General features: G+C 62.6%; 23 protein-coding genes and 1 riboswitch. Of the genes, 14 read left to right on the top strand and 9 right to left on the bottom strand.

The window, feature by feature from the left end; genetic code table 11:
- Positions 1–28: 28 nt before the first annotated feature.
- On the bottom strand, positions 29–1,462 hold the full coding sequence (locus tag L4X63_RS05690) for a sensor histidine kinase (RefSeq protein ID WP_250677615.1): 1,434 nt from the start codon (positions 1,460–1,462) through the stop codon (positions 29–31).
- Between the two features lie 192 nt (positions 1,463–1,654).
- Here L4X63_RS05690 and L4X63_RS05695 point away from each other — a divergent pair, with 192 nt between their 5' ends.
- On the top strand, positions 1,655–1,849 hold the full coding sequence (locus L4X63_RS05695; protein ID WP_250677616.1) for a hypothetical protein: 195 nt from the start codon (positions 1,655–1,657) through the stop codon (positions 1,847–1,849).
- A 1-nt stretch (position 1,850) separates the two neighbouring features.
- On the opposite strand, the gene L4X63_RS05700 is transcribed toward L4X63_RS05695, so the two are convergent.
- Positions 1,851–2,702 carry an HDOD domain-containing protein gene (locus tag L4X63_RS05700; protein WP_250677887.1) on the bottom strand — a complete coding sequence of 284 codons (852 nt, stop codon included), beginning with the start codon at positions 2,700–2,702 and terminating at the stop codon, positions 1,851–1,853.
- Positions 2,703–2,868: 166 nt separating this feature from the next.
- On the opposite strand from L4X63_RS05700, the gene yihA reads away from it, so the two are divergent.
- The 11 genes from yihA to L4X63_RS05755 all read left to right on the top strand — a co-directional run bounded on the left by yihA (position 2,869) and on the right by L4X63_RS05755 (position 12,580).
- On the top strand, positions 2,869–3,519 hold the full coding sequence (gene yihA / locus L4X63_RS05705; protein ID WP_250677617.1) for a ribosome biogenesis GTP-binding protein YihA/YsxC: 651 nt from the start codon (positions 2,869–2,871) through the stop codon (positions 3,517–3,519).
- A 236-nt stretch (positions 3,520–3,755) separates the two neighbouring features.
- Positions 3,756–3,936: riboswitch (cobalamin riboswitch) on the top strand.
- Between the two features lie 87 nt (positions 3,937–4,023).
- Entirely contained in the window at positions 4,024–4,542 is a 519-nt protein-coding gene (gene cobU, locus L4X63_RS05710; protein ID WP_250677618.1) for a bifunctional adenosylcobinamide kinase/adenosylcobinamide-phosphate guanylyltransferase, read from the top strand.
- Between the two features lie 53 nt (positions 4,543–4,595).
- Positions 4,596–5,648, top strand: a complete 1,053-nt coding sequence (gene cobT / locus L4X63_RS05715) for a nicotinate-nucleotide--dimethylbenzimidazole phosphoribosyltransferase (RefSeq protein WP_250677619.1) — start codon at positions 4,596–4,598, stop codon at positions 5,646–5,648.
- Positions 5,649–5,667: 19 nt separating this feature from the next.
- The gene (gene cobS, locus L4X63_RS05720; RefSeq protein ID WP_250677620.1) at positions 5,668–6,420 is read left to right on the top strand and encodes an adenosylcobinamide-GDP ribazoletransferase; all 753 of its coding nucleotides are present in this window, start codon (positions 5,668–5,670) and stop codon (positions 6,418–6,420) included.
- A 19-nt stretch (positions 6,421–6,439) separates the two neighbouring features.
- Positions 6,440–7,036 (top strand): histidine phosphatase family protein, encoded by a 597-nt coding sequence (locus L4X63_RS05725; protein WP_250677621.1) that lies wholly within the window; start codon positions 6,440–6,442, stop codon positions 7,034–7,036.
- A 27-nt stretch (positions 7,037–7,063) separates the two neighbouring features.
- Positions 7,064–8,605, top strand: a complete 1,542-nt coding sequence (locus L4X63_RS05730; protein WP_250677622.1) for a cobyrinic acid a,c-diamide synthase CobB — start codon at positions 7,064–7,066, stop codon at positions 8,603–8,605.
- On the top strand, positions 8,602–9,909 hold the full coding sequence (gene thiC / locus L4X63_RS05735; protein WP_250677623.1) for a phosphomethylpyrimidine synthase ThiC: 1,308 nt from the start codon (positions 8,602–8,604) through the stop codon (positions 9,907–9,909). The genes L4X63_RS05730 and thiC overlap by 4 nt, the downstream gene beginning before the upstream one ends.
- 68 nt (positions 9,910–9,977) lie before the next feature.
- Positions 9,978–10,661 (top strand): energy-coupling factor ABC transporter permease, encoded by a 684-nt coding sequence (locus L4X63_RS05740; protein WP_250677888.1) that lies wholly within the window; start codon positions 9,978–9,980, stop codon positions 10,659–10,661.
- Entirely contained in the window at positions 10,654–10,944 is a 291-nt protein-coding gene (locus tag L4X63_RS05745) for an energy-coupling factor ABC transporter substrate-binding protein (RefSeq protein ID WP_250677624.1), read from the top strand. The genes L4X63_RS05740 and L4X63_RS05745 overlap by 8 nt, the downstream gene beginning before the upstream one ends.
- 15 nt (positions 10,945–10,959) lie before the next feature.
- Positions 10,960–11,721 carry a cobalt ECF transporter T component CbiQ gene (gene cbiQ, locus L4X63_RS05750; RefSeq protein WP_250677625.1) on the top strand — a complete coding sequence of 254 codons (762 nt, stop codon included), beginning with the start codon at positions 10,960–10,962 and terminating at the stop codon, positions 11,719–11,721.
- Between the two features lie 10 nt (positions 11,722–11,731).
- Positions 11,732–12,580 carry an energy-coupling factor ABC transporter ATP-binding protein gene (locus tag L4X63_RS05755; protein WP_250677626.1) on the top strand — a complete coding sequence of 283 codons (849 nt, stop codon included), beginning with the start codon at positions 11,732–11,734 and terminating at the stop codon, positions 12,578–12,580.
- 1,156 nt (positions 12,581–13,736) lie between these two features.
- On the opposite strand, the gene L4X63_RS05760 is transcribed toward L4X63_RS05755, so the two are convergent.
- The gene (locus tag L4X63_RS05760) at positions 13,737–15,170 is read right to left on the bottom strand and encodes a transglutaminase-like domain-containing protein (protein ID WP_250677627.1); all 1,434 of its coding nucleotides are present in this window, start codon (positions 15,168–15,170) and stop codon (positions 13,737–13,739) included.
- A 563-nt stretch (positions 15,171–15,733) separates the two neighbouring features.
- Between L4X63_RS05760 and L4X63_RS05765 the strand changes: the two genes are divergently transcribed.
- Positions 15,734–18,019, top strand: a complete 2,286-nt coding sequence (locus L4X63_RS05765; RefSeq protein ID WP_250677628.1) for a sigma 54-interacting transcriptional regulator — start codon at positions 15,734–15,736, stop codon at positions 18,017–18,019.
- Positions 18,020–18,271: 252 nt separating this feature from the next.
- Complete coding sequence (locus tag L4X63_RS05770; RefSeq protein WP_250677629.1) at positions 18,272–18,457, top strand: ribbon-helix-helix protein, CopG family; 186 nt, start codon at positions 18,272–18,274, stop codon at positions 18,455–18,457.
- Positions 18,458–18,675: 218 nt separating this feature from the next.
- Here the strand turns inward: L4X63_RS05770 and cysS are convergent, their stop codons facing one another.
- The 6 genes from cysS to L4X63_RS05800 all read right to left on the bottom strand — a co-directional run bounded on the left by cysS (position 18,676) and on the right by L4X63_RS05800 (position 25,474).
- Positions 18,676–20,121, bottom strand: a complete 1,446-nt coding sequence (gene cysS / locus L4X63_RS05775) for a cysteine--tRNA ligase (protein WP_250677630.1) — start codon at positions 20,119–20,121, stop codon at positions 18,676–18,678.
- A gap of 36 nt (positions 20,122–20,157) precedes the next feature.
- Complete coding sequence (locus L4X63_RS05780) at positions 20,158–21,843, bottom strand: glutamine--tRNA ligase/YqeY domain fusion protein (protein ID WP_250677631.1); 1,686 nt, start codon at positions 21,841–21,843, stop codon at positions 20,158–20,160.
- A 36-nt stretch (positions 21,844–21,879) separates the two neighbouring features.
- The gene (ispF, locus tag L4X63_RS05785; protein ID WP_250677632.1) at positions 21,880–22,356 is read right to left on the bottom strand and encodes a 2-C-methyl-D-erythritol 2,4-cyclodiphosphate synthase; all 477 of its coding nucleotides are present in this window, start codon (positions 22,354–22,356) and stop codon (positions 21,880–21,882) included.
- Between the two features lie 13 nt (positions 22,357–22,369).
- Entirely contained in the window at positions 22,370–23,059 is a 690-nt protein-coding gene (gene ispD / locus L4X63_RS05790; protein WP_284694461.1) for a 2-C-methyl-D-erythritol 4-phosphate cytidylyltransferase, read from the bottom strand.
- A gap of 94 nt (positions 23,060–23,153) precedes the next feature.
- Positions 23,154–24,557: an L-seryl-tRNA(Sec) selenium transferase gene (selA, locus tag L4X63_RS05795; protein WP_250677633.1), complete on the bottom strand. Its 1,404-nt coding sequence runs from the start codon at positions 24,555–24,557 to the stop codon at positions 23,154–23,156.
- Positions 24,558–24,778: 221 nt separating this feature from the next.
- On the bottom strand, positions 24,779–25,474 hold the full coding sequence (locus L4X63_RS05800) for a GntR family transcriptional regulator (RefSeq protein ID WP_250677634.1): 696 nt from the start codon (positions 25,472–25,474) through the stop codon (positions 24,779–24,781).
- Between the last annotated feature and the right edge of the window lie 168 nt (positions 25,475–25,642).

A 25,642-nucleotide genomic window follows, 5' to 3' on the forward strand; every position in this document is an offset into this window, starting at 1 on the left:
CCCCTGCCGGGCCGGCCGCCGACACCGGTCAGACCCTTTCTTCCGCCCCGCGTCCCGCCTGGGGAAGCTTGACCGTGAAGGTGGTTCCTTCCCCCTGGCGGCTCTCGACGGTGAGGGTGCCTCCGTGCTCCTTGACGATCCGTTCGGTGATGGCAAGCCCAAGACCGATCCCGGCCTCCTTGGTGGTGAAGTAGGGCTGGAAGACCTTTTCGAGGTCCTCCGGGGCGATCCCCACCCCCTGGTCGGCGAAGGTGAGGAGGATCATCCCCTCCTCGCGGTCGAGCCGTGCCCCCAGCGTCACCGTTCCCCCTTGCGGCATGGCCTGGGCCCCGTTGGTGATGAAGTTGCAGAGGCAGTTGCGCATCAGCTCGGGATCGACCCGCATGGCGGGGAGGTCGTCGGGGATCTCCCGCACCACCTCGATCCGCTGCTCTTTCAGCCGGTCCTCCATGAGCGGCATCGCCTTGTCGATCAGCTCCGGGTAGGTGATCTCCTGGAGTCTCAGCTTCAGGGGGCGCCCGTAGTTCATGAAGTTCAACACCATGTAGTTGGCCTTGCGGACCTCCTCCTTGATGGTGTCGGCGATGGAGTTGAACTCCTTGGCGGTGTCCGGGGTGGTGGGGAGGAACTCGCTCTTCAGGTGATCGATGGCGAGGCTGATGTAGTTCAGCGGATTGCGGATCTCGTGGGCGATGCCCGAGGCGAGCTGCCCCACCTTGGAGAGGTGCTCGGCCTGGTAGAGCCGTTTCTCGAGCTGTTCGCGCTCCTTGAGCTTGGCCACCATCTCGTTGAGGTTGTTGGCCAGTTCGCCGATCTCGTCGCCGCTTTCCACCTGGAAGGTCACCGAGAGATCGCCGGCCGAGACGTTCTTGACGCCGCTGGCCAGCCGGTGGATCGGCGAGGTGTAGCGGCGGGCGAGGAAGATGGTGAGGAAGATACCGATCAGAAAGACCGTGCTGGTGGCGACCAGGCGGCGGACGAAGTTCGCGTGCTGGATGTCGCGGATGTTGTCCAAAAGGAGGTTGATCTGGACGTAGCCGAGCTGCTCGTCACCGACGATGACCGGGACCACCAGGTCGTACGGCTTGAGCGACGAGCCGGAGCCGGTACCGCGGCGGGAGGCCTTGAGTCCCTTTTCGAGTTTCTTGATCTCACGCTTCTTGCCGACCTGGGCCGGGTCCGAGGAGTTGATGATCTCCCCCTCGTTGTTGATGATGTTGATCTCGTTGACCCCCTTGTGCCGCGCCTGCTGGAGGTAGTCGGTCAAAAGGGAGTTCTCGACGTCTGTCTCGGAAGTGAGATCTTCCACACTCAGCTGGATCGCTTTCGACACCACGGTGGAGCTGTCCTGGATCTCCTGCACGAGGTCGTTCTGGCTGAACTGGTTCAGCACGAAGAGGATCAGCATGGCGATGATCAGCATTGAGAGCATGATCATGACCAGCTTGGTATTGAGTTTCATCGGGTACCTTCTTTTACATGAAATCCGATTAAGTTTGCGAGTATACAACAGGGGTACTTTCGAGACAAGATGTATGTCCCGCCGCTCCAGCCACCATTTTGCAAAAAGACGACAGTATAGCCGACATTTTTATCGATTGTGTTAAGATGACTGTCAGTCGCAGGTTATTTTCATTCTGGGAAGGGGGTGCCGATGGGCGACTATGCGGTGGACAGGATTCCTGGCAGTATCTTCATCGACCCGGAGGCGGGGGGAGAGGAGCACCGGCGCCGGCGGGACCATCCGGCCAAGAAGCCGGCCCAGGCGGACAGCGTCAGTATCTCCGATGAGGCGTTGAGGCGCTGCAGACAGGACGACGAGGAGCGGGACGGGGAGCCTGCCGGCTGACTCACCCGACGAAGAGGGCACGGTCCTTTTCGAAGGCATCGGCAAAGGTATTCAAGAGGCCGGTTATCTTGTCGCCGGAAAGGGAGAGCATGGCGGCCGCCCGCGAGCCGGGGATGTCGAGGTCCTCTTCGGGGGTGCGGGAGCCGATCCCGAGCTTCTTGCAGAACATGTCGGCCAGGGCGGTGACCGCGCTCAGCCTGGCCAGCGCGGGGTCGTCGATGCTGTCCAGTTCAGGATCGTGGTGCTGGAGGATCGCTTTGGTCAGAATCTCCGGGAAGTTCCACTTCTTCACGACGTAGGCCCCGACCTCCTCATGGGTGAAGGGGTAGATGGTCTTTTCCGCTTCCTCGAAAGAGATCCCCTCGTTATAGACGTGCTGCATGACCTCCTGGAACTTGTCGCGGTCCAGGGTGTTCATGATGATCTTGCCGATGTCGTGGAACAGCCCGGCCAGAAAGGCCTCCTCCTCGTTGGCCGCCCGGGTGTCGTGGGCGAGGATGCGGGCGGCGAGCCCTGCCGCGAAGGAGTGCTCCCAGAGCATCTTTTCGGTGAGACCGTACGGCTTGTAGACCTGCTTTACGGAGGCGGCGACGACGAGGCTTCGCAGCGTGCTGAACCCGAGGATGACGATGGCGCTGGAGAGGGTCTGGATCTGGCGCTGGCAGCCGTAGAAGGAGGAGTTGGAGATCTTCAGGACGCGGGCGGCGACGGCGGGATCGGAGGCGACTACCTTGGCGAGTTCGTCGGCGGTCGCGTTCTCGTTTTCGATGAGCTTCATGACCTTGAGGGCCACAACCGGAATGGTGGGGAGGTCGGCCGCCTGCATGATGGCCGTTTCCAGTTCCTTGTTCAACGTCGGTTCCCTGTCAATCACCATGCCTCTATCCCTTCGGATACACATTATTTTCCAGATGCTGGGACAGATTATATCAACTCCTGGCCATTATCAAGCAGCTATTTAATGATTGAAAGGGCGAGAGAGGGCGGGCTATACTGCGCCGGAAAGGATCCTAGCCAACGTGATCGTAAAAAACACCGAATTCGTCAAAAGTGCCACCCGTCCCGCCCACTATCCCGAGGGAGATCTCCCCGAGGTCGCCTTCGCCGGGCGCTCCAACGTAGGGAAATCCTCCCTGGTCAACGTGCTGGTGAACCGGAAGAACCTGGTCCGCACCAGCTCCACCCCCGGACGCACCCAGCTCATCAACTTCTTCCAGGTGAACGAGGACTTCATGCTGGTGGACCTCCCCGGCTACGGCTACGCAAAGGTCCCGCTGGCGGTCAAGAAGGCCTGGCGGCCGATGATGGAGACCTACCTGTCCCGCCGTAAGAACCTGCGCGCGGTGGTCCTCATCCTCGACATCCGCCGCACCCCTGTCGAGGAGGATCTGCAGATGCTGGAGTGGCTGCGGAACTTCTCGATCACCCCCATCGTGGTGGTGACCAAGTGCGACAAGGTCTCCAAGAACGAGCGGGCCAAGCAAACCGCCATCATCGCCTCGGCCCTGAAGCTCCAGAAGGGGGAGCTCAGTTTCTTCTCCGCCCTCTCCAAGGAAGGGAAGGATGCCATCTGGGCGCGGATCGAGGCGGAGCTGTGGGGGGAGGACGCCCAGACCGGCGAAGACGCTCCGGCGGACGCAACCCCAGTCTCACCCCTCCCCTCCCCTTGAAAGTCCATCGGCGAGGTTAAAAGTCCCCCTTTGAAAACGGGGGATTTCTCCTGCTGCCACTGTCAGAAATCCCCCTGTCCCCCCTTTTTCAAAGGGGGGGGCGTTGTTTCGGCAGCGATCCCCCAGTATTCCGCCATGAACCCCTTGATGGCGAGGGAGCGGCACTCTCTCAACCGCCTCTTCACTGGAATAAATTTGACTTTCCCCCTCCCCTCTGTTAGAACGACACACTATCTAGAGCCATCAGTCGTCCGGGTGCCCCGAGAGGGGTTAAAAGGGAAGAGGGTGAGAATCCCTCGCTGTCCCGCAACTGTGAACGGTTATGAAAGCCGCAACTACGCCACTGAGATCATCGGGAAGGCGCGGCGAGTAAGTGGACCCGTGAGTCAGGAAACCTGCCTGGATGAAGGCTTTACAGTACCTCCGTGGAAGAGGGGCTAAAGCCGGAATCGCGACCATTAACCGATTTTCGACCCCCTTCCTCCATTGGAAGGGGGTTTTTTCATGTCCAAAATCGTCCTGGTCACCGGGGGAGCGCGCAGCGGCAAGAGCCGTTTCGCCGAAGAGTTGGCCGAGGAGTTTCCGCCCCAGCGGGGGTATCTCGCCACCAGCGAGGCGAGAGACGACGAGATGGCCGCCCGCATTTCCCGCCACCGGGCCCGGCGCGGCGACGGCTGGGTGACGGTGGAGGAGCCGATAGACGTCACCGTGGCCCTGCGCGCCAATGACGGGCTCTTCTCGGTCACCCTCGTCGACTGCATCACCCTCTGGATTTCCAACATCCTCTTCAAGGAGGGGGCCGAGGCGGTGCTGCCGCGGGTGGCGGAACTGGCGGCAAGTTTCCCCACGCTGGCCACGCCTCTCGTGATCGTCACCAACGAGGTGGGGATGGGGATCGTTCCGGAGCATCCGCTGGCCCGAACCTTCCGCGACCTCGCCGGTGAGGCCAACGAGATGCTCGCCGCCAAGGCCGGCGAAGTCTATGTAACCATTTCCGGGCTCCCCTTGAAGCTGAAGGGGTAGGCCGAACAGCACCATCTGCAACTGCATTTTCATAAATCCGATCGGAGGACCCAATGAAACTTCTGGAAAACGCCCTGGCTAAGATCCAGCCGGTAGACGAGGGATTCCTGGCCAAGGCCCAGGCGAAGCTCGACAACAAGACGAAGCCGCTCGGCTCTTTAGGAACACTGGAGGATATGGCCCGCCGGGTGGCGGCCATTACCGAGAACCTCTCCCCCGACACGGACAAGAAGGTCATCTATACCTTTGCCGGCGACCACGGCATCGTCGAGGAGGGGGTCTCCGCCTTTCCCAAGGAGGTAACTCCCCAGATGGTGCTGAACTTCCTGCGCGGGGGCGCCGGCGTGAACGTGCTGGCGCGCCACGTGGGGGCCGAGGTCCGGGTGGTGGACGTCGGGGTCGACTTCGATTTCGAGCCCGCCCCGGGCCTTATCATCCGTAAGGTCGCCAAGGGGACCCGCAATTTCGCCAAGGAGGCCGCCATGACCCGCGAGGAGGCAGTGGCCGCCATCGAGGTCGGCATCGATCTCGCCAACCAGGCCAAGGCCGAAGGGGTCGCTCTCCTTGGGACCGGCGAGATGGGGATCGGCAACACCTCCCCCTCCTCGGCCATCATCGCCGCCTTTTCCCGCTGCAGCGTCCAGGACGTCACCCACCGCGGTACCGGCATCAACGACCAGGCCCTGGAGCACAAGATCGCCGTCATCGAGACCGGCCTGACCCTCAACCACCCCAATCCCGAGGACCCGGTCGATGTGCTTGCCAAGGTCGGGGGGTACGAGATCGCCGGTATCGCCGGCCTCGTGCTGGGCGCCGCCGCCAACCGCATCCCGGTCGTGGTGGACGGCTTCATCTCCACGGCCGGTGCCCTGATCGCGTGCGAGATGCACCCCTGCGTGAGGGACTACATCTTTGCCGCCCACAACTCCGTGGAGATCGGCCACCGGATGATGCTGGAGCGGATCGGCGCCGAACCGATCCTCGATCTCAAGCTGCGGCTGGGCGAGGGAACCGGCGCCGCGCTCGCCATGGGGCTCATCGAGGCTGGTGTCAAGGTGCTGAAGGAGATGGCCACCTTCGCCGAGGCCGGGGTCTCGGAAGGGTAGGGCCGGTCCGGGGGATGACATGAGACTATTGGTACTGGCCTTCCAGTTCCTGACCATAGTACCGATCCCGATCGCGGTGCGCTGCGAGGAGCGCGACCTGGGGCGTTCCATGTCCTTTTTCCCCCTGGTGGGGCTGGCGCTCGGGGCCATGCTGGCGGGAGCCGACTACCTCCTCTCGCCGGTGCTGCCCCGTGCGGTGGGGGATCTGCTCCTCGTCGTGCTGGTCACCGTGGTCACCGGGGCCCTCCACCTCGACGGCCTCTCCGATGTCTGTGACGGCCTGGCTGCCCGGGGATCGAAGGAGCGTTTCCTCGAGGTGATGAAAGACTCGCGGGTGGGGGCGGTGGGGGCGGTCGCCCTCGTGCTGGCGCTGGGGCTCAAATACCAGGCGCTCCTTGCCCTGCCGGCCTCCTCCAAGCGGGAGGCCCTCCTCTTTTTCCCGGTGGCGGCGCGCTTTGCCCAGGTACAGATGACGGTGGGGTCGGCGCGGGCCCGCCAAAACGGCCTCGGCTCCGCCTTCCTGACCGGCGCCGGGGGCGCCCAGTTCGTTACCGCCTTTATCCTCACGCTGGGAATCGGGTTCCTGCTGCTCGGGCTGAACGGGCTCGCCTGCAGCTTCGTTCTCTATTTCGTCACCTGGGCCATCAAGAGCTGGTCGCATCGGCGGCTCGGCGGGGTGACCGGCGACGTGATCGGCTGCGCGAGCGAGTTGAACGAGATCGCCGCCCTGCTGGTGCTCTTGGTGCTTTTCAACCGCGGCTGGCTGAGTTGAAACAAGGAGTCTTATTAACATGATGGAGATGACCCGGATCTATCTCGTCCGCCACGGAGAGGTCGACCCTTCCCACTGCTACAACGGCCACCGCGACGTCGACCTCACCGAGCGAGGCGTGGAGCAGTACCACCAGTTGAAGCCGCGTCTCGAGCAGGGACGGATCTCCGCCTGCTACACGAGCGACCTGACCCGCACGGTCAGGGGAGGGCAGATCCTCGGCGGGCACCTGGGGCTCGATCCCGTTAAGGTGCGCGAGTTGAGGGAGCTCGACTGCGGCGCGTGGGAGGGGCTTTCGCTGACCGAGATCATGGAGAAGCGCCCGGACGAGTGGGCGGCGCGGCTGGCCGACCTGGCCGGCTTCCGCGGCCACGGCGGGGAAAGTGTCGGCCAGTTAGCCGGCCGCGTGCTCCCGGCCCTGCGCGAGATCGTGGAGAGGCACCGCGGCGAGGAGGTGCTGGTGGTGGCGCATGGCGGCGTCAACCGCGTCATCCTCATGGATGTCCTCGGCGCCCCCTTGGCCAACATGTTCAGCGTCGAACAGCGCTACGGCTGCCTCAACGTGATCGACTACTTCGCCGACGGCAACGCGGTGGTGAAGCTGGTGAACGGCTAGGGCGGAGATGGGGAGCCAGGGGATCTCATGAAAAGCGTGGTGATTGCGGCGCCGCACAGCGGCTCGGGTAAGACCACCGTCACCCTCGGCATCATGGCCGCCCTGAGGAGGCGCGGGCTTTTGGTCGCCCCCTTCAAGGTCGGGCCCGATTTCATCGATCCCGGCTACCATGCCCTGGCCACCGGCCGGATCTCCGTCAACCTCGACGGCTGGATGTGCGGCCGCGACTTTGTCAGGAGCACCTTCGCCCGCCATACCGAGGGAGCCGACATCGCCGTGGTGGAAGGGGTGATGGGGCTCTTCGACGGCATGGACGGGGTAAGCGACGCCGGGAGCAGCGCGGAGGTGGCCAAGTTGCTCGATGCCCCCGTAGTGCTGGTGGTGGACGCCCGCAGCCAGGCCCGTAGCGCCGCCGCCCTCGTCCACGGCTTCGCCTTCTTCGATCCGGAGCTCCGGGTGGCGGGGGTGATCTTCAACAACGTCGGGAGCGACAACCACGAGCGCCTCTTGCGCGATGCGATGGCCGCCTCGCTGCCGGACATCGCCGTCGTCGGCTGCCTCCCCCGGGACCCGGAGCTGGCCATCCCGTCCCGGCACCTGGGCTTGACCACCGCGGACGATAACCCGCTCTCCCCCGGCTTCCTCGCCCATTTGGTTGAGGTCGCCGAGCGGTATATCGACCTGGACTTCCTGGTGGGGAGACGCGGCATCCAAGGCAAATCCCCCCTGTCCCCCTTTTCACAAGGGGGGGGCAGGGGGACATCCTCCACTGTGGAGGGGCCGCGGGGCTCTTTCGCCATCATCCCCCCTCCCCTGGAGGGAGGGGGCGAGGGGGTGGGGGAAGCTGGCAAGAAAGAAGGAGTTTGCTGCGCCACCGTCCTTGCCCGGCCATATGCGCCTGCCGGCGCAGCCGCCGAACCCGTCGGCACGGTTATCGCCGTTGCCCGCGACGCCGCCTTTTGTTTCGTCTACGAGGATAACCTCCGTCTTCTGAGGGAATCCGGCGCCGAGCTTCGCTTCTTCTCCCCGCTGGCGGGCGACGACCTCCCCGCTGGCGTGGGTGGGATCTACCTCCCCGGCGGCTACCCCGAGCTCTTCGCCGGGGAGCTCGGCCGCAACGCCGCGCTGATGGAGAGCGTGCGGCAGGCGGTGGCGGCCGGAATGCCGGTCTACGCCGAGTGCGGCGGGTTCATCTATCTCACCCGTGGCGTGCGAAGCGGGGACGGCTTCCATCCCTTGGCCGGTGTCTTCCCGGTCGAGACCCGGATGCTCCCCCGCCGCAAGGCGCTGGGTTACCGCGAGGTGGAGCTTATGGCCGCCACCACGCTGGGGGGCAAGGGCGCCATCGCCCGCGGGCACGAGTTCCACTACTCCGAGATGGAGGAGATGCCTCCCTCGGTCGAGCGGGTTTACACGGTAAAAAGAAGGGGCGTCGTCATCGGCACCGAGGGGTACCGGATCGGCAACTGCCTCGCCTCTTATATTCATCTCCATTTCGGCGGCTCGCCCGCCATGGCATCAAGCTTTGTGGGACACTGCAGGGCGTACAGAGAAAGGAGTGTCCTATGAAGACACAGATCGAACAGGCCCGCGACGGGGTGGTTACCCCGCAGATGGCCCAGGTGGCTGCAGACGAGGGATTCACCGCCGAGTATGTAAGGGAAAAGGTGGCCGAAGGGAAGATCGTCATTCCCTGGAGCCGGATCCATAAGCCGCGGGTGGCCGGTATTGGGCAAGGACTCGGGACCAAGGTCAACGCCTCCATCGGGACCTCCTCCGACATCATCGACTACGAAGCAGAGGTCCGCAAGGCGAAGGCCGCCGAGGAGACCGGCGCCGATACCCTTATGGAGCTTTCGGTGGGGGGCGACCTGGACCGGGTGCGGCGCGAAGTCATCGGGGCCGTCAACCTCCCGGTGGGGAACGTTCCCCTCTACCAGGCCTTCTGCGAGGCGGCCAGGAAGTACGGCGACCCCAACAAACTCGATGAAGAGATGCTCTTCGAGATTATCGAGCGCCAGTGCGCGGACGGGATGTCCTTCATGGCCGTTCATTGCGGGATCAACCTCTACACCCTGGAGCGACTCAGGAAGCAGGGATACCGCTACGGCGGCCTGGTCTCCAAGGGGGGCGTCAGCATGGCGGCCTGGATGATCGCCAACCGCCGCGAGAACCCGCTCTACGAGAAGTTCGACCGGGTGGTGGAGATCCTCAAGCGCTACGACACCGTCCTCTCGCTCGGGAACGGCCTTAGGGCCGGCGCCATCCACGATTCCAGCGACCGCGCACAGATCCAGGAGCTCTTGATCAACTGCGAGCTTGCCGAGATCGGGCGCGAGATGGGATGCCAGATGCTGGTCGAGGGGCCGGGTCACGTCCCGCTGGACGAGGTGCAGGGGAATATCCAGCTCCAGAAGCGGATGAGCGGCGGTGCCCCCTACTACATGCTGGGCCCCATCTCCACCGACGTGGCCCCTGGCTTCGACCACATCACCGCCGCCATCGGGGCCGCCCAGTCCTCGCGTTTCGGTGCCGACCTGATCTGCTACATCACTCCGGCCGAGCACCTGGCGCTTCCCAATGAGGAGGACGTCCGCGCCGGTGTCAAGGCGGCCAAGGTTGCTGCCTACATCGGCGATATGAACAAGTACCCGGAAAAGGGACGCCAGCGCGACAAGGAGATGAGCAAGGCGCGCCGGGACCTCGACTGGCAGAAGCAGTTCGAGCTGGCCCTCTATCCCGAGGACGCCGCCGCCATCCGCAAGAGCCGGGTCCCCGAGGACGAGCAGACCTGCACCATGTGCGGCGACTTCTGCGCTTCGCGCGGGGCCGGCAAGATCTTCGCCGCCGACCTGCGCGGGGACAAGATCTAAAGGGAGTCGTCGTGCGGTTCGCTTACATCACACCAGTCCTGCTGCTGATCGCCACCCCGGCCCACGCCATGCACATCTCGGAGGGGATCCTCCCCTTCTCGTGGGCGGCGATCTGGTATGCGGTGGCCGCCCCCTTCGTTGCGCTGGGGGTGAGAAGGCTGAACATCCTCGGCCGGGACGATCTTTCGCTCAAGCCCCTGGTCGGGTTGCTGGCGGCGGTGGTCTTCATCATCTCCTGCATGCCGATCCCGGTCCCTACCGCAGGCACCTGTTCGCACCCGTGCGGCACCGGCCTCTCCGCGGTGCTGGTGGGGCCACTGGTGAGCGTGCTGATCGCTTCCGTCGCCCTCCTTATCCAGGCGCTCTTTCTCGCCCACGGAGGGCTCTCCACCCTGGGTGCCAACATCCTCTCCATGGGGATCGTGGGATCGTTTGCGGGTTGGGGGGTGTACCGGGCTATCCGCCGGATGGGGGGAGGCGTGGCGCTGGCCGGTTTCATCGCCGGCGTCGCGGCCGACTGGTCGACCTATGCGGCTACCGCCCTGGTCCTTGCGCTGGGGATCCGGGGCGACGCGCCGCTCATCCCCCTATTCACCAAGGTGGCGCTGGCCTTTCTGCCCACCCAGCTTCCCCTCGGCATCCTGGAAGGGGTGATCACCGCCGGGATGCTCAAGCTGCTTTACAACAAACGTCCCGATCTCCTCGTCAAGATGAAGGTGATTACGGAAAGGGAGCTGCCGAGTAATGGGTGAGGGGCGCAAAAGCTACAGGGTAAAGGTGGCCGCGGCCCTGTTTGTCGCCGTCCCCCTGCTTTTCTTTGCCGTAAAATCGTGCTATTTCTCCGGGAAGTCCTGGAACGGTGTCGACGAAGCGGTGGTGGAGAAGATCGCCAAGGAGCACGGCCGTCAGGCTGCCGCTCCCCTGCTCGATCCCGGCTCTGGCGACCTTTTGCTGTTCCTGTTCCTGCTGGCCGGAGCGGTGGGAGGTTTCGCGGCAGGATACTGCTGGCGCGACTTGGTCAAAAAAAATGATTAACCGTCAGGAAACGTGATGCACCATTTCACCCCCCACAATCCGTCAGCGACCCACCTGCTGACCCGGCTCGACGCCCGGGTGAAGCTCCTCTGTGTGCTGGCGCTGCTCCTCATGGTGATCAGCTGTCACGGAATGGTCTTCCCGCTGGTGGTGGCCTTTCTCTGCTGTCTGCTCTGCCTGCGACTCGGGTTGCCGGCCAAGCTGCTTTTGCTCCGTTTTTCCGAGCCCCTCTTCATTGCCTCCGGGGTGCTCCTCTTGAAGCTCTTCTTCAGTGGCCACCTGCCGCTCTTCACCTTGGATATCTTCGGGCTCCATCTCACCGGCTACCGCGACGGGCTCCTCGACGGCGCCGCCATCGCCAGCCGGATCATGGGCGGGGTATCGCTGGTGGCCCTCTTCGGCTTCGCCACCCCCTTCACCGAGGTAATGGCGGCTCTCTCCTGGCTGAAGGTCCCGCAGGCCCTGGTGGACGTGTCCCTGTTCGCCTGGCGCTATCTCTTCCTGCTCATCGAGGAGGCCCAGGTGGTCTACCAGGCGCAGAGAAACAGGCTCGGCTATGCGGGGTACCGGCGGGGGCTCTCCTCCTTCGGGACCTTGGCCGGTGTGCTGGTCATCAAGGCCTTCGACAACAGCCAAAACGTCACCACCGCCATGGTCCAGCGCGGCTACGACGGCCGGATGCCGATGCTGTCCCACCAGCCGTTCCGGGGTGCCGAAGTGGCGCTCTCCATCCTCGTGGTGGCCGCCATGGGAGTGCTCCGGATGCTGGTGGTCTAGGGGGGAGGCTATGGACGATGTCAGGATTTCAGCGAAGATAGAGAATTTCCGGTACCCGGACGGGACGGTCGCCCTCTCGGGCATCGACCTCGGGGTGGTCCGCGGGGAGTTCACCGGCATTCTCGGTTCCAACGGCTCCGGCAAGACTACCCTCCTCAAGGCTATGGACGGGCTGGTCAAGGGGTACCAAGGCGAAGTGCTGCTGGATGGAGAAAACGTCCTACGTCTGCATCCCCGCGATATCTACCGCAAGGTCGGCCTGGTGTTCCAGAATCCCGACGACCAGCTGTTCGCCGCCTCGGTCTTCGAGGATGCCGCCTTCGGGCCCCGCAACATGGGATGCCCGGAGCCGGAAGTCCGCGAGCGGGTGGAGGCAGCGCTGGCCAGTGTGGACATGGCGGGACATGCCGCCAAGTCGATCCACAACCTGAGCTACGGTCAGAAGAAGCGGGTCTGCATCGCCGGCCTACTCGCTATGGGGCATGAGATCCTGCTTTTGGACGAGCCGACCGCCGGCCTCGACCCGATGGGGGAGTACCGGATGATGGAGCTCCTGACCCGCCTCAACCGCGAGAAAGGGGTCACCATCGTCATGGCAACCCACAGTGTAGACCTGGTGCCGGTCTTTCTCCACCGGCTCCACATCCTCAGCCGCGGGGCCTTGGTCAGGGGGGGCGCCCCCGAGGAGGTCCTCACCGCTCCCGACGAGCTGCAACAGGTCAAGCTGCGCCTGCCGCACATCGCCGAGCTGATCTACCGTCTCAAGCACGAGGAAGGGGTTCCATTTGGCCGGATCCCGCTCACCATCGGTGAGGCCAGGAGAGAAATTGTGGAGACGCTGGGCCGCCAAAAGGGATGACCCTGCCGGAAAGATGTAAGCCTCCAAAAGAGCTGCCAATGGGCGGCTCTTTTTTTTGTGCGCGGAACGCCGACCGGCATGGGCGGGCTCGGAGTGGTAGGTGAAAAGGCTAAGACTTTTATTTCATTAAAGACGAAACACATGTTTTATTTTGTCCGGCGCCGGACACCACCCGAGCGAATGTGGACTAATATTTCTTGGCGATAAAATAGACCTGTCATTCCGATGGTTTGTAAGGATAATTCCTGCTGGTAACCATATGGTAACGCGTAAATGACGAAACTGTCATAAAAGCAAAGACTTGACGGAGTGGAACAGGAAATGTTCTTTTACCAAGCCTGAGTATCATGATGTTTTATCGTTTTTAAATAACTGGTAATGCAACATAAATTCTTTTGGAAAGGCAATGATTGTTGCTTGCGTTCAATAATTTATAGAATAAAGTTTTATGGCATCTATATTGAGCTAATTGCCCGACAACAAAAGATAAAGCAATAAAAGTAATAACTACATTGAAAAAAATCTAAAAGAACTTGACAGAGGGCTAATTTGGTCTTATAAATTCCATCACAAAATTAATTCCATTGTTTTAATGTAACCTTGGTTGCGCACCACTCATTGGTTGCCGGTTGCGCGATATTGCGGTGTTTGGAATGTCGTAATTCTTATGAGGCCGCACGACCGAGGGTGCGGAGGCGCCGCCAGCTGACGGCGTCTCATGCCTCACTACGAAGCCTGAGCCAGCGTTATGGCTCACAAAAGGAGTCCGATCATGGGAAAGATCATCTGGGGCTGGAGTATCGTTTATGCGGTAGTAGTGGGGGTGTACGGAATGTATCTTCTGAAGAAGTACCTGTTCACCAAGGATAAAAAGTAGCGGGCACCGTTTTGATCACTTGCCTGCCCTAAGGGCCGGCTATCAATACACGGTAAGGAGTGAAAAGATGGGAAAACTGTTTGTGCTTCTCGGAGTTGTGTACGCGGTCATGGTTGCGGTGCAGATTCTGTCGGGAATGCTCGGCAAGAAGCAGGCGTAACCGGGAGAAGTCAGCGGCGATGCTGACCGATCTGCAAAGAAGCAGGCGTCTTCGGATGCTGTAGGAAGAGTTGAAAGGGGGGTGGACCACCAGGTCCACCCCCCTTTCGCGTTCCGGTCTCAGTAAGCCTTGTCGGCGACCTTTATCTTGATCCTGCCGATCACCCCGGCCAGGGCTTCCATCTCCCCGGCAGAGTCCCCCTCAACGAGCTTGATGTGGGTAACATCGGCGGGAACCTCTCCGAAGGTGGGATCCACCGGCACCCAGCCGTTCAGGTAGCTTTCGGCCCAGCTGTGGTAGAGGAAACCGCGCTCCGGGAGATAGACCAGTCCGGAGACGAAGCGGGTCGGGATGCCGGCTGCACGGGCCAGGGAGGCATAGAGCCGGGCGTGGCTCTGGCAGTTCCCTTCCTTCTTCTCGAGGGTTTCCAGTGGCGATTGGCTGTCGGTGCCGCTCCCCTTGATCTCCCTGGCCACCCAGGCCGCCAGGAGCCGTACCTCGGCGACCGGGTCGCTCTCCTTGACGAGGATCTCGTTTTTGAGGGCGACGATCTGGGGGGCGTCCGCGGGGATGCGCTGAGTCGCTTCCAGGCCGGTACCGGCAGGGGGTGCCCCTTCGGGAGCCGGTGCCGGGTTCGGCATTACGAACCGCACCGAACCGTCGAGAAGCCGCGTCGCGGATTGGCCCTGCCCCTGCAGAAGGGGGTAGCGTTCCGGGATGCCGGAGACCTCCACCGCGAGCCGTTTCAGCCCCTGCGGATTCTCCAGCGGAGGGGTTACCGGCACCAGGCTGAAATCGAGCACCATATCCTTCTTGGAGAGGGCGTCATCGGCAAGCTGCAGCTTGGCAGTCGCCTCGTCCACCGCTTCGGTCACCACCAGGTCCTCGCGGACCGCCTCCTTCACCGTGTTCCCCTTGAGGTCCACCCATATGTCGTTGTCGACGATCGGGTAAAGGTCGTTGGATAGATGGACGGCGGGAAGCCCGGACGGCAGAGTCTCCTGGCCGATCACCTTAACCTTGACCTGCTTGACCTTGAGCGCTTCCAGGTCGAGCATGGGAATCTTGTAGCTCTTACCGGACACCGCCCCCGCCATGAGGGGGTAGATGTTGAGGGCTTCGGGAGGGTAGGAGACCCCTTTGTGCTTGATGGTGCGTTCCTTGGTTCCGCTGCGGGACTGGACGGTGGCATGGATGGCGTTGGCGGCGACCTTGCCGTTGACGGTCAGATGGCTTCCGTCGATCACCGTGTCGGAGAAAAACGACACCAGGGCGAGGTCGGGACGGACCAGGTAGCTCTCCTTGGCCGAGGCCTCCCGGGAGAAGCCAAGCCCCTTCATCTTCACCCCGGACTCGGAGGAGATCCGGTACCCTTCACCTTCCCGGGTGATGTTGAGATGGGCGAAGCCGACCCGTTCTCCTCCCATGCTGACGGTGAACCAGCGCTCCCCGACCGGCGGGGCGGAGAGTTTGGGGAGGGAGGCGGCAAGCAGTTGCAGCGGGATCAGGACCAGCAGCACGGTCAACAATAAGGTGAGATAGCGAGTTTTCATGTGATTACCTGGTGGATAGCCCCTCGAAATTGCCCCGGCCGTTAAAGGCGGGAACGAGGGATGAGATTGCCGCCTTTTTTGCGGCGTGGCAGCGAGGAACAGAAAAGGAGCTCACGGTCCAGGTAAGGCCGCCGCGGGGCGGATGTGCGCGGGCACATCCGTCCCTGGACTGCCGGTGCGGACTCAATGAGCTCTCGTTGGCATCGATTTTAATAGACATATAACACAGCAGCCGTCGCACGTGCAATCGGAGCCGCTTGCACTCTGGAAGAGTTGTGGTTAAATATTGCTAATGTATTCAATCTAGCTTTCGTCATGCCCCGTTCGGCCAAAAATTGTGAGAAAACTAGCTACTTGCGGCGCTATTGGGGCGGCAGTATAATGAAGGTAGAGATAAGAGTTGCGGAGGGTCGTAGGATCCTCCTTTCCCCTAGCTGACTTGCCCTCCTAGTCGCTAGGGTTTTTTTTGCCCGGTTTCCGGAAAAGGTGTGCCAAATCTTGCACAGGTTCTGCTCTTCGTATACAATGGCGCCTCGATCAAATATTGCCGGACCAGAGGTGTCATGTACCCCATCGTTACCCTTACCGATCAGTGCCGTAAATGCTACTCCTGCGTCAGGAGCTGCCCGGTCAAAGCGATCAAGGTAGAGAGAAGCTACACCGAGATCATCTTCGAGCGCTGCATCGGCTGCGGCAACTGCCTGAGCACCTGCCCCCAGCACGCCAAGGTCATCGCCGACAAGGTCGGGGAGACCGAGGCGCTCCTCGCCTCGGACGCCCGCGTGGTCGCCGTGCTTGGCTGCTCGTTCCCCTCCTATTTCCACTATGCCACCCCCGGCCAGCTCTCCGCCGGTCTTAAGCTCCTCGGCTTCGCCGAGGTTCACGAGGGGGCCGAGGGTGTCGAGCTGATCGCCGAGGAGTACCGGGAAGCGATCGGCAAGAGCGAGGTCCCGCTCATCTCCTCCCACTGTCCGGCGGTGGTCGACCTGATCGAGCGCCACTATCCCCAGCTGATCGGCAACCTCGTGGGGGTGGTGACCCACATGGTGGCCGCCGGCCGCTACCTGAAGAAGGTGCTCGGCGACCAGGTCAAGATCGCCTACATCAGCTCCTGCATCGCCGGCAAGTTCGAGGTCCAGGCCGAGGAGACCAAGGGGGCGGTGGACGTGGTGCTGACCTACCGCGAGCTGGAATCGATGTTCAAGGCACGCTCCATGGACCTCCAAAGCCTCGACGACGCCCCCTTCGACGGCAACGAGCCGCACCTGGGGAGGGTCTTCTCACTTTCCCAGGGATCGTTCCAGGCCTTCGGCATCGAGACCGATCCCCTCGACACCGAGATCGTTACCGCCGAGGGTGAGGTCAACGTCATGGGGATCGTGAAGGACCTGGCCCAGGGAAGGATCAGCCCCAAGCTGGTCGATCTCCGCTTCTGCTACGACGGCTGCATCGGCGGCCCCGGCAGGAACCAGGCGCTGACCGAGTTTTCCCGCCGCAACCTGGTGATCAACCACTTCAGGAAGAAGACCCCTTACCTTACCCGCCCGGTCTACAAGAAGGCGCATCCCGCGGTAAGCCTCTCCCGCACCTTCGCCGACCGCTTCGCGAAGCTTCCGACCCCCAAGGGTGGCGACGTCAAGAAGATCCTCCAGGCCACCAACAAGTTCACCCAGAAGGACGAGCTGAACTGCCGCACCTGCGGCTACAACACCTGCCGCGAGTACGCGGTGGCGGTCTACCAGGGGCTTGCCGACCTGGAGATGTGCCTCCCCCACAACCTCCAGCAGCTGGAGGAAGAGCGCGGAAGGTTGATCCAGAAGTACGAACTGGCCAAGAGGGAGCTCGACCGCGAGTACGGCGACGAGTTCATCGTGGGGAGCGACCGCAACACCCACGAGGCGCTCGACCAGATCAAGCAGGTCGGCCCCACGCCGACCACCGTGCTTTTGCGGGGGGAGTCTGGCACCGGCAAGGAGCTCGCGGCCCGCGCCATCCACCGCTACTCCAAGCGCAACGACAAGCCGCTGGTCACCGTGAACTGCACCACCATCACCGACAGCCTCCTCGAGAGCGAGCTCTTCGGCCACAAGAAAGGCTCCTTCACCGGCGCTCTGGCCGACAAGAAGGGGCTCTTCGAGGCGGCCGACGGCGGCACCATCTTCCTCGACGAGATCGGCGACATCACCCCCAAGCTGCAGGCGGAGCTCCTGCGGGTGCTCGACATGGGGGAGGTCCGCCCGGTCGGCGGCACCACCGCCAAAAGGGTCGACGTCCGCCTGATCGCCGCCACCAACAAGCCGCTCGAGGAGGGTGTGCGGGACGGCTGGTTCAGGGAGGACCTCTACTACCGGCTGAACGTCTTCTCCATCACCATGCCTCCCTTGCGCGACCGGGTGGAGTCGATCCCCATGCTGGCCCACCACTTCCTCGAGAAGGCGCGCCAGAAGCTGAACAAGAACATCGTCGGGATCGAGGAGCGGGCCATTAACGCCATGGTGAAGTACCCCTGGCCGGGCAACATCCGCGAGATGCAAAACGTCATCGAGCGGGCCGCGGTCCTCACCCACGACGAGGTCGTTAAATTGGGGAATCTCCCGCTCGCCTTCGCCGAGAGCTACGCTGACGAGGCGGAGAACGTCATCGACCTCCGCTCCTTCAAAAAGGAGCGCGAGCCGCACGTCCTGCGGGTGGAGAAGAAGCTCATCCAGCGCTATTTGGCCGACGCTGGCGGCAATGTGTCAAAAGCGGCACAGCTTGCCAACATCCCGCGGCGCTCATTCTACCGCCTCCTGGATAAACACGGACTTAAAGGGCGCACGATACGCGCACGGGAGGGCGAAGAGGACTAACTTGGTCCGAAATGGCGGGGTGAAATTGTTTACTATTGACCACATTGGGACACAATTTCCACCGGTGTGCCAAAACTGTCTCACTTTGTATACAGCATAAAATAACAAGGCCTTAACCTTGACAGATCTCACTCGTGTAATTTCAGCAAGTTAGCTGAAAAAAGGTGGTCGTTTTCGTGTTGGCACGGATATAGCTATATAAGGGTAACAGCGCCGCACTTAAATGAAACATCTTAGTAAGGAGTGAATCAAATGGGCAGAATGAGAGAAAATCCGAGGTACAACGTCATTTCGATGAGGATCAGCGACGCCGAGCGCGAAACCCTTGAGCTGATCATGAGCACCACCAAGAAGAGCGTCTCCGACATCATGAGGGAGGCCATGGAGCTGGTCAAGATGAGGGCTTGCGCCGCAGACATCAACCAGAAGGCGGCTTAACGGCCGCCTCTCCCATCGCGCCCCGGATAACGAGCGCAAAAAAATAGGCCGCTATGAGCGGCCTTTTTTTTGTCCAATTGCTAAGGGGAAGTCCCCCGAAGGGGCTCGGGATTTAGGGGGATTGCCTCTCGATCCTAAAGAGTAATAACCCTCGCCGCCGTGGTACTAACTGCAAATCCCCCCCTGCCCCCCTTTGACAAGGGGGGAGTTAGAGTAGCCTACTTCGCCTTCCAGGTGGTCCCTTGGGCGCTGTCGAGGATCTGGATGTTCTTGGACAGGAGCAGGTCGCGGATTTCGTCGCTACGCTTGAAATCCTTGGCCTTCCTGGCCGCCGCCCTCTCTTCGATGAGGCTCTCGATCTCCGCCACCGAAATATCCAGCGCCGAGCTCTTCCGCTCCTGCATTCTCTTCAGGAATTCCGCAGGCACCGTGTCGCAGACCCCCAGCACCTTCGCGATCCCCGCCACTTCCGCCTTGACCCTTTCCAAAAGCTCTTTCCCGGCCATCGGGAGCGCCTTGTTGACGCTTCTTACCAGGTCGAAGAGATGACCCAGCGCCAGCGCGGTGTTGAAGTCGTCGTCCATCGCCTCCGCGAAGCGGGCGGCCAGCGTCCCCAGCTTCTCTTCGAGCTCGGCGGTCTCTTCCCCGGCGGCGGCACCCGGGCAGCCGGCGGCGAGCCTCTCGTCGATCCCGGCCAGCGCCTTGTAGATCCTCTCGATCCCCTGGTCCGCCTCGTTGAGGTTCTGGTCCGAGAAGTCGATCGGCGAGCGGTAGTGGGCGGAGAGCAGGAAGAAGCGGAGCACCTCGGCGTCGTAGCGGTCGAGCACTTCCTTGATGGTGAAGAAGTTGCCAAGCGACTTGGACATCTTCTCAGCGTTGATGTTCACGAAGCCGTTATGGAGCCAGTACTTGACGAACGGCTTCCCGGTGGCGGCCTCCGTCTGGGCGATCTCGTTCTCGTGGTGGGGGAAGATCAGGTCCTTGCCGCCGCCGTGGATGTCGAAGGTCTCGCCCAGGTACTTCATGCTCATGGCCGAGCACTCGATGTGCCATCCCGGCCTCCCATTGCCCCAGGGGGACTCCCAGTACGGCTCGCCCGGCTTGGCCCCTTTCCAGAGGGCGAAGTCCATCGGGTGCTCCTTGCGCTCGTCGACGTCGATGCGGGCGCCGGCCTGCATGTCCTCCAGGTTCCTTTTGGAGAGCTTGAGGTAGGTGGCGAACTTGTCGACCCGGAAGAAGACGTCGGAATCCGACTGGTAGGCGTATCCCTTCTCGATCAGCTTCTCCACCAGGGCGATGATCTCCCCGATGTGCTCGGTGGCCTTCGGCTGGTGGGTCGGGAGCTGGAGCATCAGCCTCGCCATGTCGATATCGAACTCTTTGATGAAACGCTCGGAGATCTCGTTGTAGGCGACACCGTCCCGGTTGGCCCGGTTGATGATCTTGTCGTCGATGTCGGTGTAGTTGCGGACGTAGGTGACATCGTAGCCGCTCGCCTTCAGGTAGCGGAAGATCATGTCGAAGACCACGTTGGCGCGGGCGTGGCCGATGTGGCAATTGTCGTAGACGGTGACGCCGCAGACGTACATCCCGACCTTGCCGGGGGTGATCGGTACGAACTCTTCCTTGCTGCCGGAAAGGGTGTTGTAGACGCGTAAAGCCATGAATCCCTCGTTTAAATGTATGACGGCGTTAGCCGCTTATTTTTTGACGGTCCAGGAGTCGCGCAGGGTGGCGGTCCTGTTGAAGACCAGCGCCTCGGGCTTGGAGTCGCGGGAGTCGAGGCAGAAGTAGCCGAGACGCTCGAACTGGAAGCGGCTCTCCAGGTTGGCCTGGCTCAGCGACGGCTCGAGCTTGGCGTCCTTGACCACCTCCATGGAGTTCGGGTTGATCGAGGTCCGGTAGTCCGGCTCGTTCTTGCCGCCCGGGTTGGGGGTGCTGAAGAGGCGGTCGTAGAGCCGGACCTCGGCGTCGACCGCGTGAGCGGCGCTCACCCAGTGGATGGTCCCCTTGATCTTGCGGCCGTCGGGGGCGTTCCCGCCGCGGGAGCCCGGATCGTGGCTGCAGCGGACCTCGACGATCTCGCCGTTGGCGTCCTTCACCACCGACTCGCACTTCACGATGTAGGCGTAGCGAAGGCGGACTTCGCGCCCGGGGGCGAGCCGGAAGAACCCTTTGACCGGCTCCTCCTGGAAGTCGTCACGCTCGATGTAGACGGTGCGGGAGAAGGGTACCTTGCGGCTCCCCATGGCCGGATCGTTCGGGTGGTTGGCCGCCTCGAACTCCTCGCTCTCGCCCTCAGGATAGCTCTCGATGACCACCTTCAGCGGCCTGATGACCGCCATGGCGCGCGGGGCGCGGACGTTGAGGTCTTCGCGGACCGCGTCCTCGAGGATGCTCATGTCGATGATGCTGTCGGATTTCCCCACCCCGATGGTCTCGCAGAAGTTCCTGATCGACTCCGGCGTGTAGCCGCGGCGCTTCAAGCCCACCAGGGTCGGCATGCGGGGATCGTCCCAGCCGTCCACGAGCTTCTCCTGGACGAGCTCCAGAAGCTTCCGCTTGCTCATCACCGTGTAGGAAAGGTTCAGCCGGGCGAATTCGATCTGCTGCGGGTGGCAGGGGACCTTGAGGACGTCCAGTACCCAGTCGTAGAGCGGGCGGTGGTCTTCGAACTCCAGGGTGCAGATCGAGTGGGTGATTCCCTCGATGGAGTCGGAGAGGCAGTGGGCGTAGTCGTACATCGGGTAGATGCACCATTTCGCCCCGGTGCGGTGGTGCTCGACGGTCTTGATCCGGTAGATGACCGGGTCGCGCAGGTTGATGTTGGGCGATGCCATGTCGATCTTGGCGCGCAGGACCAGCGAGCCGTCCTCGTATTTGCCGTCCCGCATCCCCTGGAAGAGCTCCAGGTTCTCCTGCACGGAACGGTTACGGTAGGGGCTTTCCTTGCCGGGCTCGCTCAGGGTACCGCGGTAGCTCCGGATTTCGTCGGCGGTGAGGCTGTCGACGTAGGCGAGCCCCATCTCGATCAGCCTGACGGCGAACTGGTAGAGTCTTTCGAAGTAGTCCGAGGCGTAGTACATGTTGGTGCCCCAGTCGAAGCCCAGCCACTTGACGCTCTCGCGGATGGAGTCCTCGTACTCGACCTCTTCCTTGGCCGGGTTGGTGTCGTCGAAGCGGAGGTGGCAGCGGCCGGCGAAGTCGCGGGCGATGCCGAAGTTGAGGCAGATCGACTTGGCGTGGCCGATGTGGAGGTAGCCGTTGGGCTCGGGCGGAAAGCGGGTGACGATGGACTGGTGCTTCCCGCTCTTGAGATCCTCGGTGACGATGTTCCTGATGAAGTTGTTCGGCTTTTCCGGCGTTGCGATCTCTGTACTGTTCATATCGTTTTCCCGTGGGAGGCCAAGGCCTCCGGATGATTAGCTGTTGGGTTCGAGGAGGGCGACGGCGTAGGAGGCGATCCCCTCCCCGCGTCCGGCGAAACCGAGCTCCTCGGTGGTGGTAGCCTTGACGTTGACCCGGTCCTCGCTGGTGGAGAGCGCGCGGGCCACGTTGGCGCGCATCTGGGCGATGAAGGGGGCGAGTTTCGGACGTTGCGCCACGATGGTGACGTCGACGTTGCCGATTTTATACCCCTTGGACGAGGCGAGCCCCATCACGTGTTCGAGGAGTTTGACGCTGTCGGCCCCCTTGTACTTCGGATCGGTGTCGGGGAAGTGGCGCCCGATGTCTCCCTCCCCGATGGCGCCCAGGATGGCGTCGGAGAGCGCGTGGAGCGCCACGTCGGCGTCGGAGTGCCCGAGGAGCCCCTTCTGGTAGGGAACGTCCACCCCGCAGAGGATCAGCTTTCTCCCCTCCACCAGGCGATGCACGTCGTAACCGTTTCCTATTCTCATGATTCTCCCTTCTTTATCCCTTGAGGAAGGCCTCGGCAAGCACCATGTCCTCGGGGGTCGTGATCTTGATATTGCGGTAGTCCCCCATCACCACCCGGACCGGCAGCCCCAGGTGCTCCATGAGCGAGGAGTCGTCGGTGCCGAGGAAACCTTCGCTTTCCGCCTGGGCGTGGGCCCGCTTGATCAGCCCGTAGCGAAAGGCCTGCGGGGTCTGGGCCAGCCAAAGCTCCTCCCGGGGCGGGGTGGCGATCACCAGTCCGCCGCGCGCCACCTTGATGGTGTCCTTGGAGGGGACCGCCACTACGGCGGAGCCGGTCTCCCGGGCGGCGGCAGCGGCGGCTTCCAGCACCTGGAGCGGCACGAAGGGGCGCACCCCGTCGTGGATCAGCACCAGGTCCTCGTCGGTCACCCCCTTCATTGCCTTGAGGCCGTTGGCCACCGAGTGCTGGCGCTCGGCGCCGCCGGGGACGATGGCGCGGACCTTGGAGAATCCGAAGCGGTCGATGACCTCGGCACGGCAGAAGGGGATCTCGGCCTGCGGAGAGACGACATAGATGCCGTCAACAAAGGGGGCATCCTGGAATACCCTCAGGGTGTGCGCCAGGATCGGGATGCCGTCCAGCAAAAGGTACTGCTTGTTGGTCCCGGCACCCATTCTCTTACCCATTCCGGCGGCGGGGACCAGCGCGTAGATCTTGCTCAATGTGACCTCTATGTCATCTGCGATGCACGAAATAGTATAGCACTTCCAGGAAAAGCGGGATTATAGCTTGGCGAAGCCAAAAAACCAATAAAAACTAACCTTGGTGCGGGTTCTCAAGCAGTGCGGACAGGGCGGCGGCCAGATCGGCGACGTCGGTATCCTGCACCGTGCGGGGATCGATCAGGAAGGCCCCCTTGGAGATTCTCCCGAGCACCGCCACCTGCCCGTTTCTGAGCCTGGCCTCGATGTCGTTGGGGGAAAGCCCGGGGACACGCACCTCGATCAGCAGGGTGGGGAGCTCCAGCAGGGGGAGCGCTCCCCCGCCTGCCTGGGAGCTTCCCTCCTGGAAGGAGAGGGCGATCCCGTCCGGAAGGCGGCGGCGCAGTTGCCGGACCATGCTCTTGGCGCGGGCAGCCAGTTCCTCGAAGGGAGCGGTCAGCATCCTGAGGGTGGGGACCTCGATGAGCGCCTGGCGCTCGTCCCGGTACAGGGCGAGCGTCGCTTCCAGGGCGGCGAGGGTGAGCTTGTCGGGGCGCAGGGCGCGCATCAGGGGGTGCTTCTTCATGGCGTCCACGAGCGGCTTCTTGCCGACCACGATCCCGGCCTGGGGGCCGCCCAAAAGCTTGTCGCCGCTGAAGGTGATCACGTCCACCCCCGCGGCCACGAACTGCTGCACGGTCGGTTCGGCCTGGGGGAGGAGGGCCGAGAGATCGGCCAGGTTGCCGCTCCCCATGTCGGCCATCACCGGGACCCCTGCCTCGTTGCCGAGCCGGACCAGCTCGGCCGCCTCGACCTCCGCGGTGAAGCCGATCACGGCGAAGTTGCTGCAGTGGATCTTGAGGAAGAGGGCGGTTTCGGGGGTCACCGCGTTGAGATAGTCGCGAGGATGGGTCCGGTTGGTGGTCCCGACCTCCTTGAGAGTCACCCCGGAGAGCCGCATGACGTCGGGGATCCGGAATGAGCCGCCGATCTCCACCAGCTCGCCCCGGGATACCACCGCCTCACGGCCGGCGGCCAGCGCGGAGAGCGCCAGGAGCACGGCGGCGGCGTTGTTGTTGACCACCAGCGCCCCTTCGGCCCCGGTCAGCTCGCACAGAAGCGCCTCGATGTGGCTGTGGCGGCTGCCGCGGGAGCCGGCCTTGAGGTCGTACTCGAGGTTGGAATAGGAGAAGGCCATGGTCTCCAGCGCCTTCTTGGCGCTTTGGGGGAGAAGGGAACGGCCGAGGTTGGTATGGACGACGACACCGGTGCAGTTGATGACCCGGCGCAGGCTGGGTGCGGAGAGGTCGGCGAGCTCGCGGCCGACGAGGGAGACGATGCTCGCCTCGGCGAACACCTCGGGGGCGAGGGAGGAGTGCCGTGCATCTTCGCGCAGCCGGTCGAGGACGGCGCGGATGGTTTTCAGTAGGAGCGCTCGAGGGTAGCGGAGGGCCAAGGCGCGCACTCCCTCCCACTCGAGGACCCGGTCGACCTTGGGGATCAGCTTCATCTGCTGCATGCGGCCTCCTTGCGGATCGGTAATCCGGGCAAATGTACCCTAAAGGTGGCGGGTTAGGCAAAGAAAAAGGTTAGTTGGGAGTTCCCTCCCCCCTGGAGGGAGAGGTCTACGGTGAGGGGGGGTGCCCAAGTTCGGGGATGTTCGGAGGGGGAACCAACAAAAAAGCCGGTGCGGCCCTGGGGGCGCACCGGCTGGTGAACGGCGAAATGGGTGTTGCGGGATCAGATGTCCATCTGCGGCAGCGCAGGGTTGGTTTGGGCAGGGCCACCGTTGTCCTCGATGAGGACCTTGCCGCCGTACTCCGCGTTTTTCTGAACCAGCATCTCGGCCAGGGTGGCATCCCGTTGGCGGAAGGCCTCGATGATCTTCTCGTGCTCCTCCACCGAGATGAGCATCCTTCCCGGCTTGCTGAGGGAGGCGAGTCTCAACCGCTGGAATTTCTTGAGGAGGGCGGCGATCATATCGTGCAGCTTCTCGTTGCGGGCGCCCCTGATGAAGAGGTCGTGGAAGCTGTTATGCACCTTGAAGAAGTGCCGGACATCCCCCTCGCAGGCGATCTCGCGGAGCTTCTCGTTGATCGCTTCGAGCTTGTTGATCTCGCGGGTGGAGAGGAGCGAGCAGGCCTTGCGGGCGGCATACCCTTCCAGGATGCTCTTGATGGCGTAGAACTCTTCCACGTCCTTGGCGGAGAAGGAGGCGACCAGCGCTCCCTTCCTCGGGACCACCGAAAGGTACCCCTCCGACTCCAGCTGGCGGAACGCTTCCCTGATCGGGGTGCGGCTGATGCCGAAACGGGCGGCCAGCTCCGGCTCGGCCACTTTTTCTCCCGGCTTGAGGGCGCCGGACATGATCGCGTCCCGGATGGTTTCCAGGATCCGTTCCCTCAGAGTCAGATGCTTCTCCACATTTTTCTTCATAGAGCGGCCCCCCCAATAGCCGCAGTATTGTATACAGTATACAATGATTGTCAAGTATCTCGTATACGGTATCCCGATAAAAAGGGCACTCTCCCCGCTGCCGGCGCCCGCAGAACGGCGAAATTGCTTGAAATCCTGGGGCGGTGACGGTATCTTTGGCGCCTGAAG

Origin of the sequence: Geomonas sp. Red32 (assembly GCF_023652955.1) — a bacterium.
Lineage (GTDB): Bacteria > Desulfobacterota > Desulfuromonadia > Geobacterales > Geobacteraceae > Geomonas.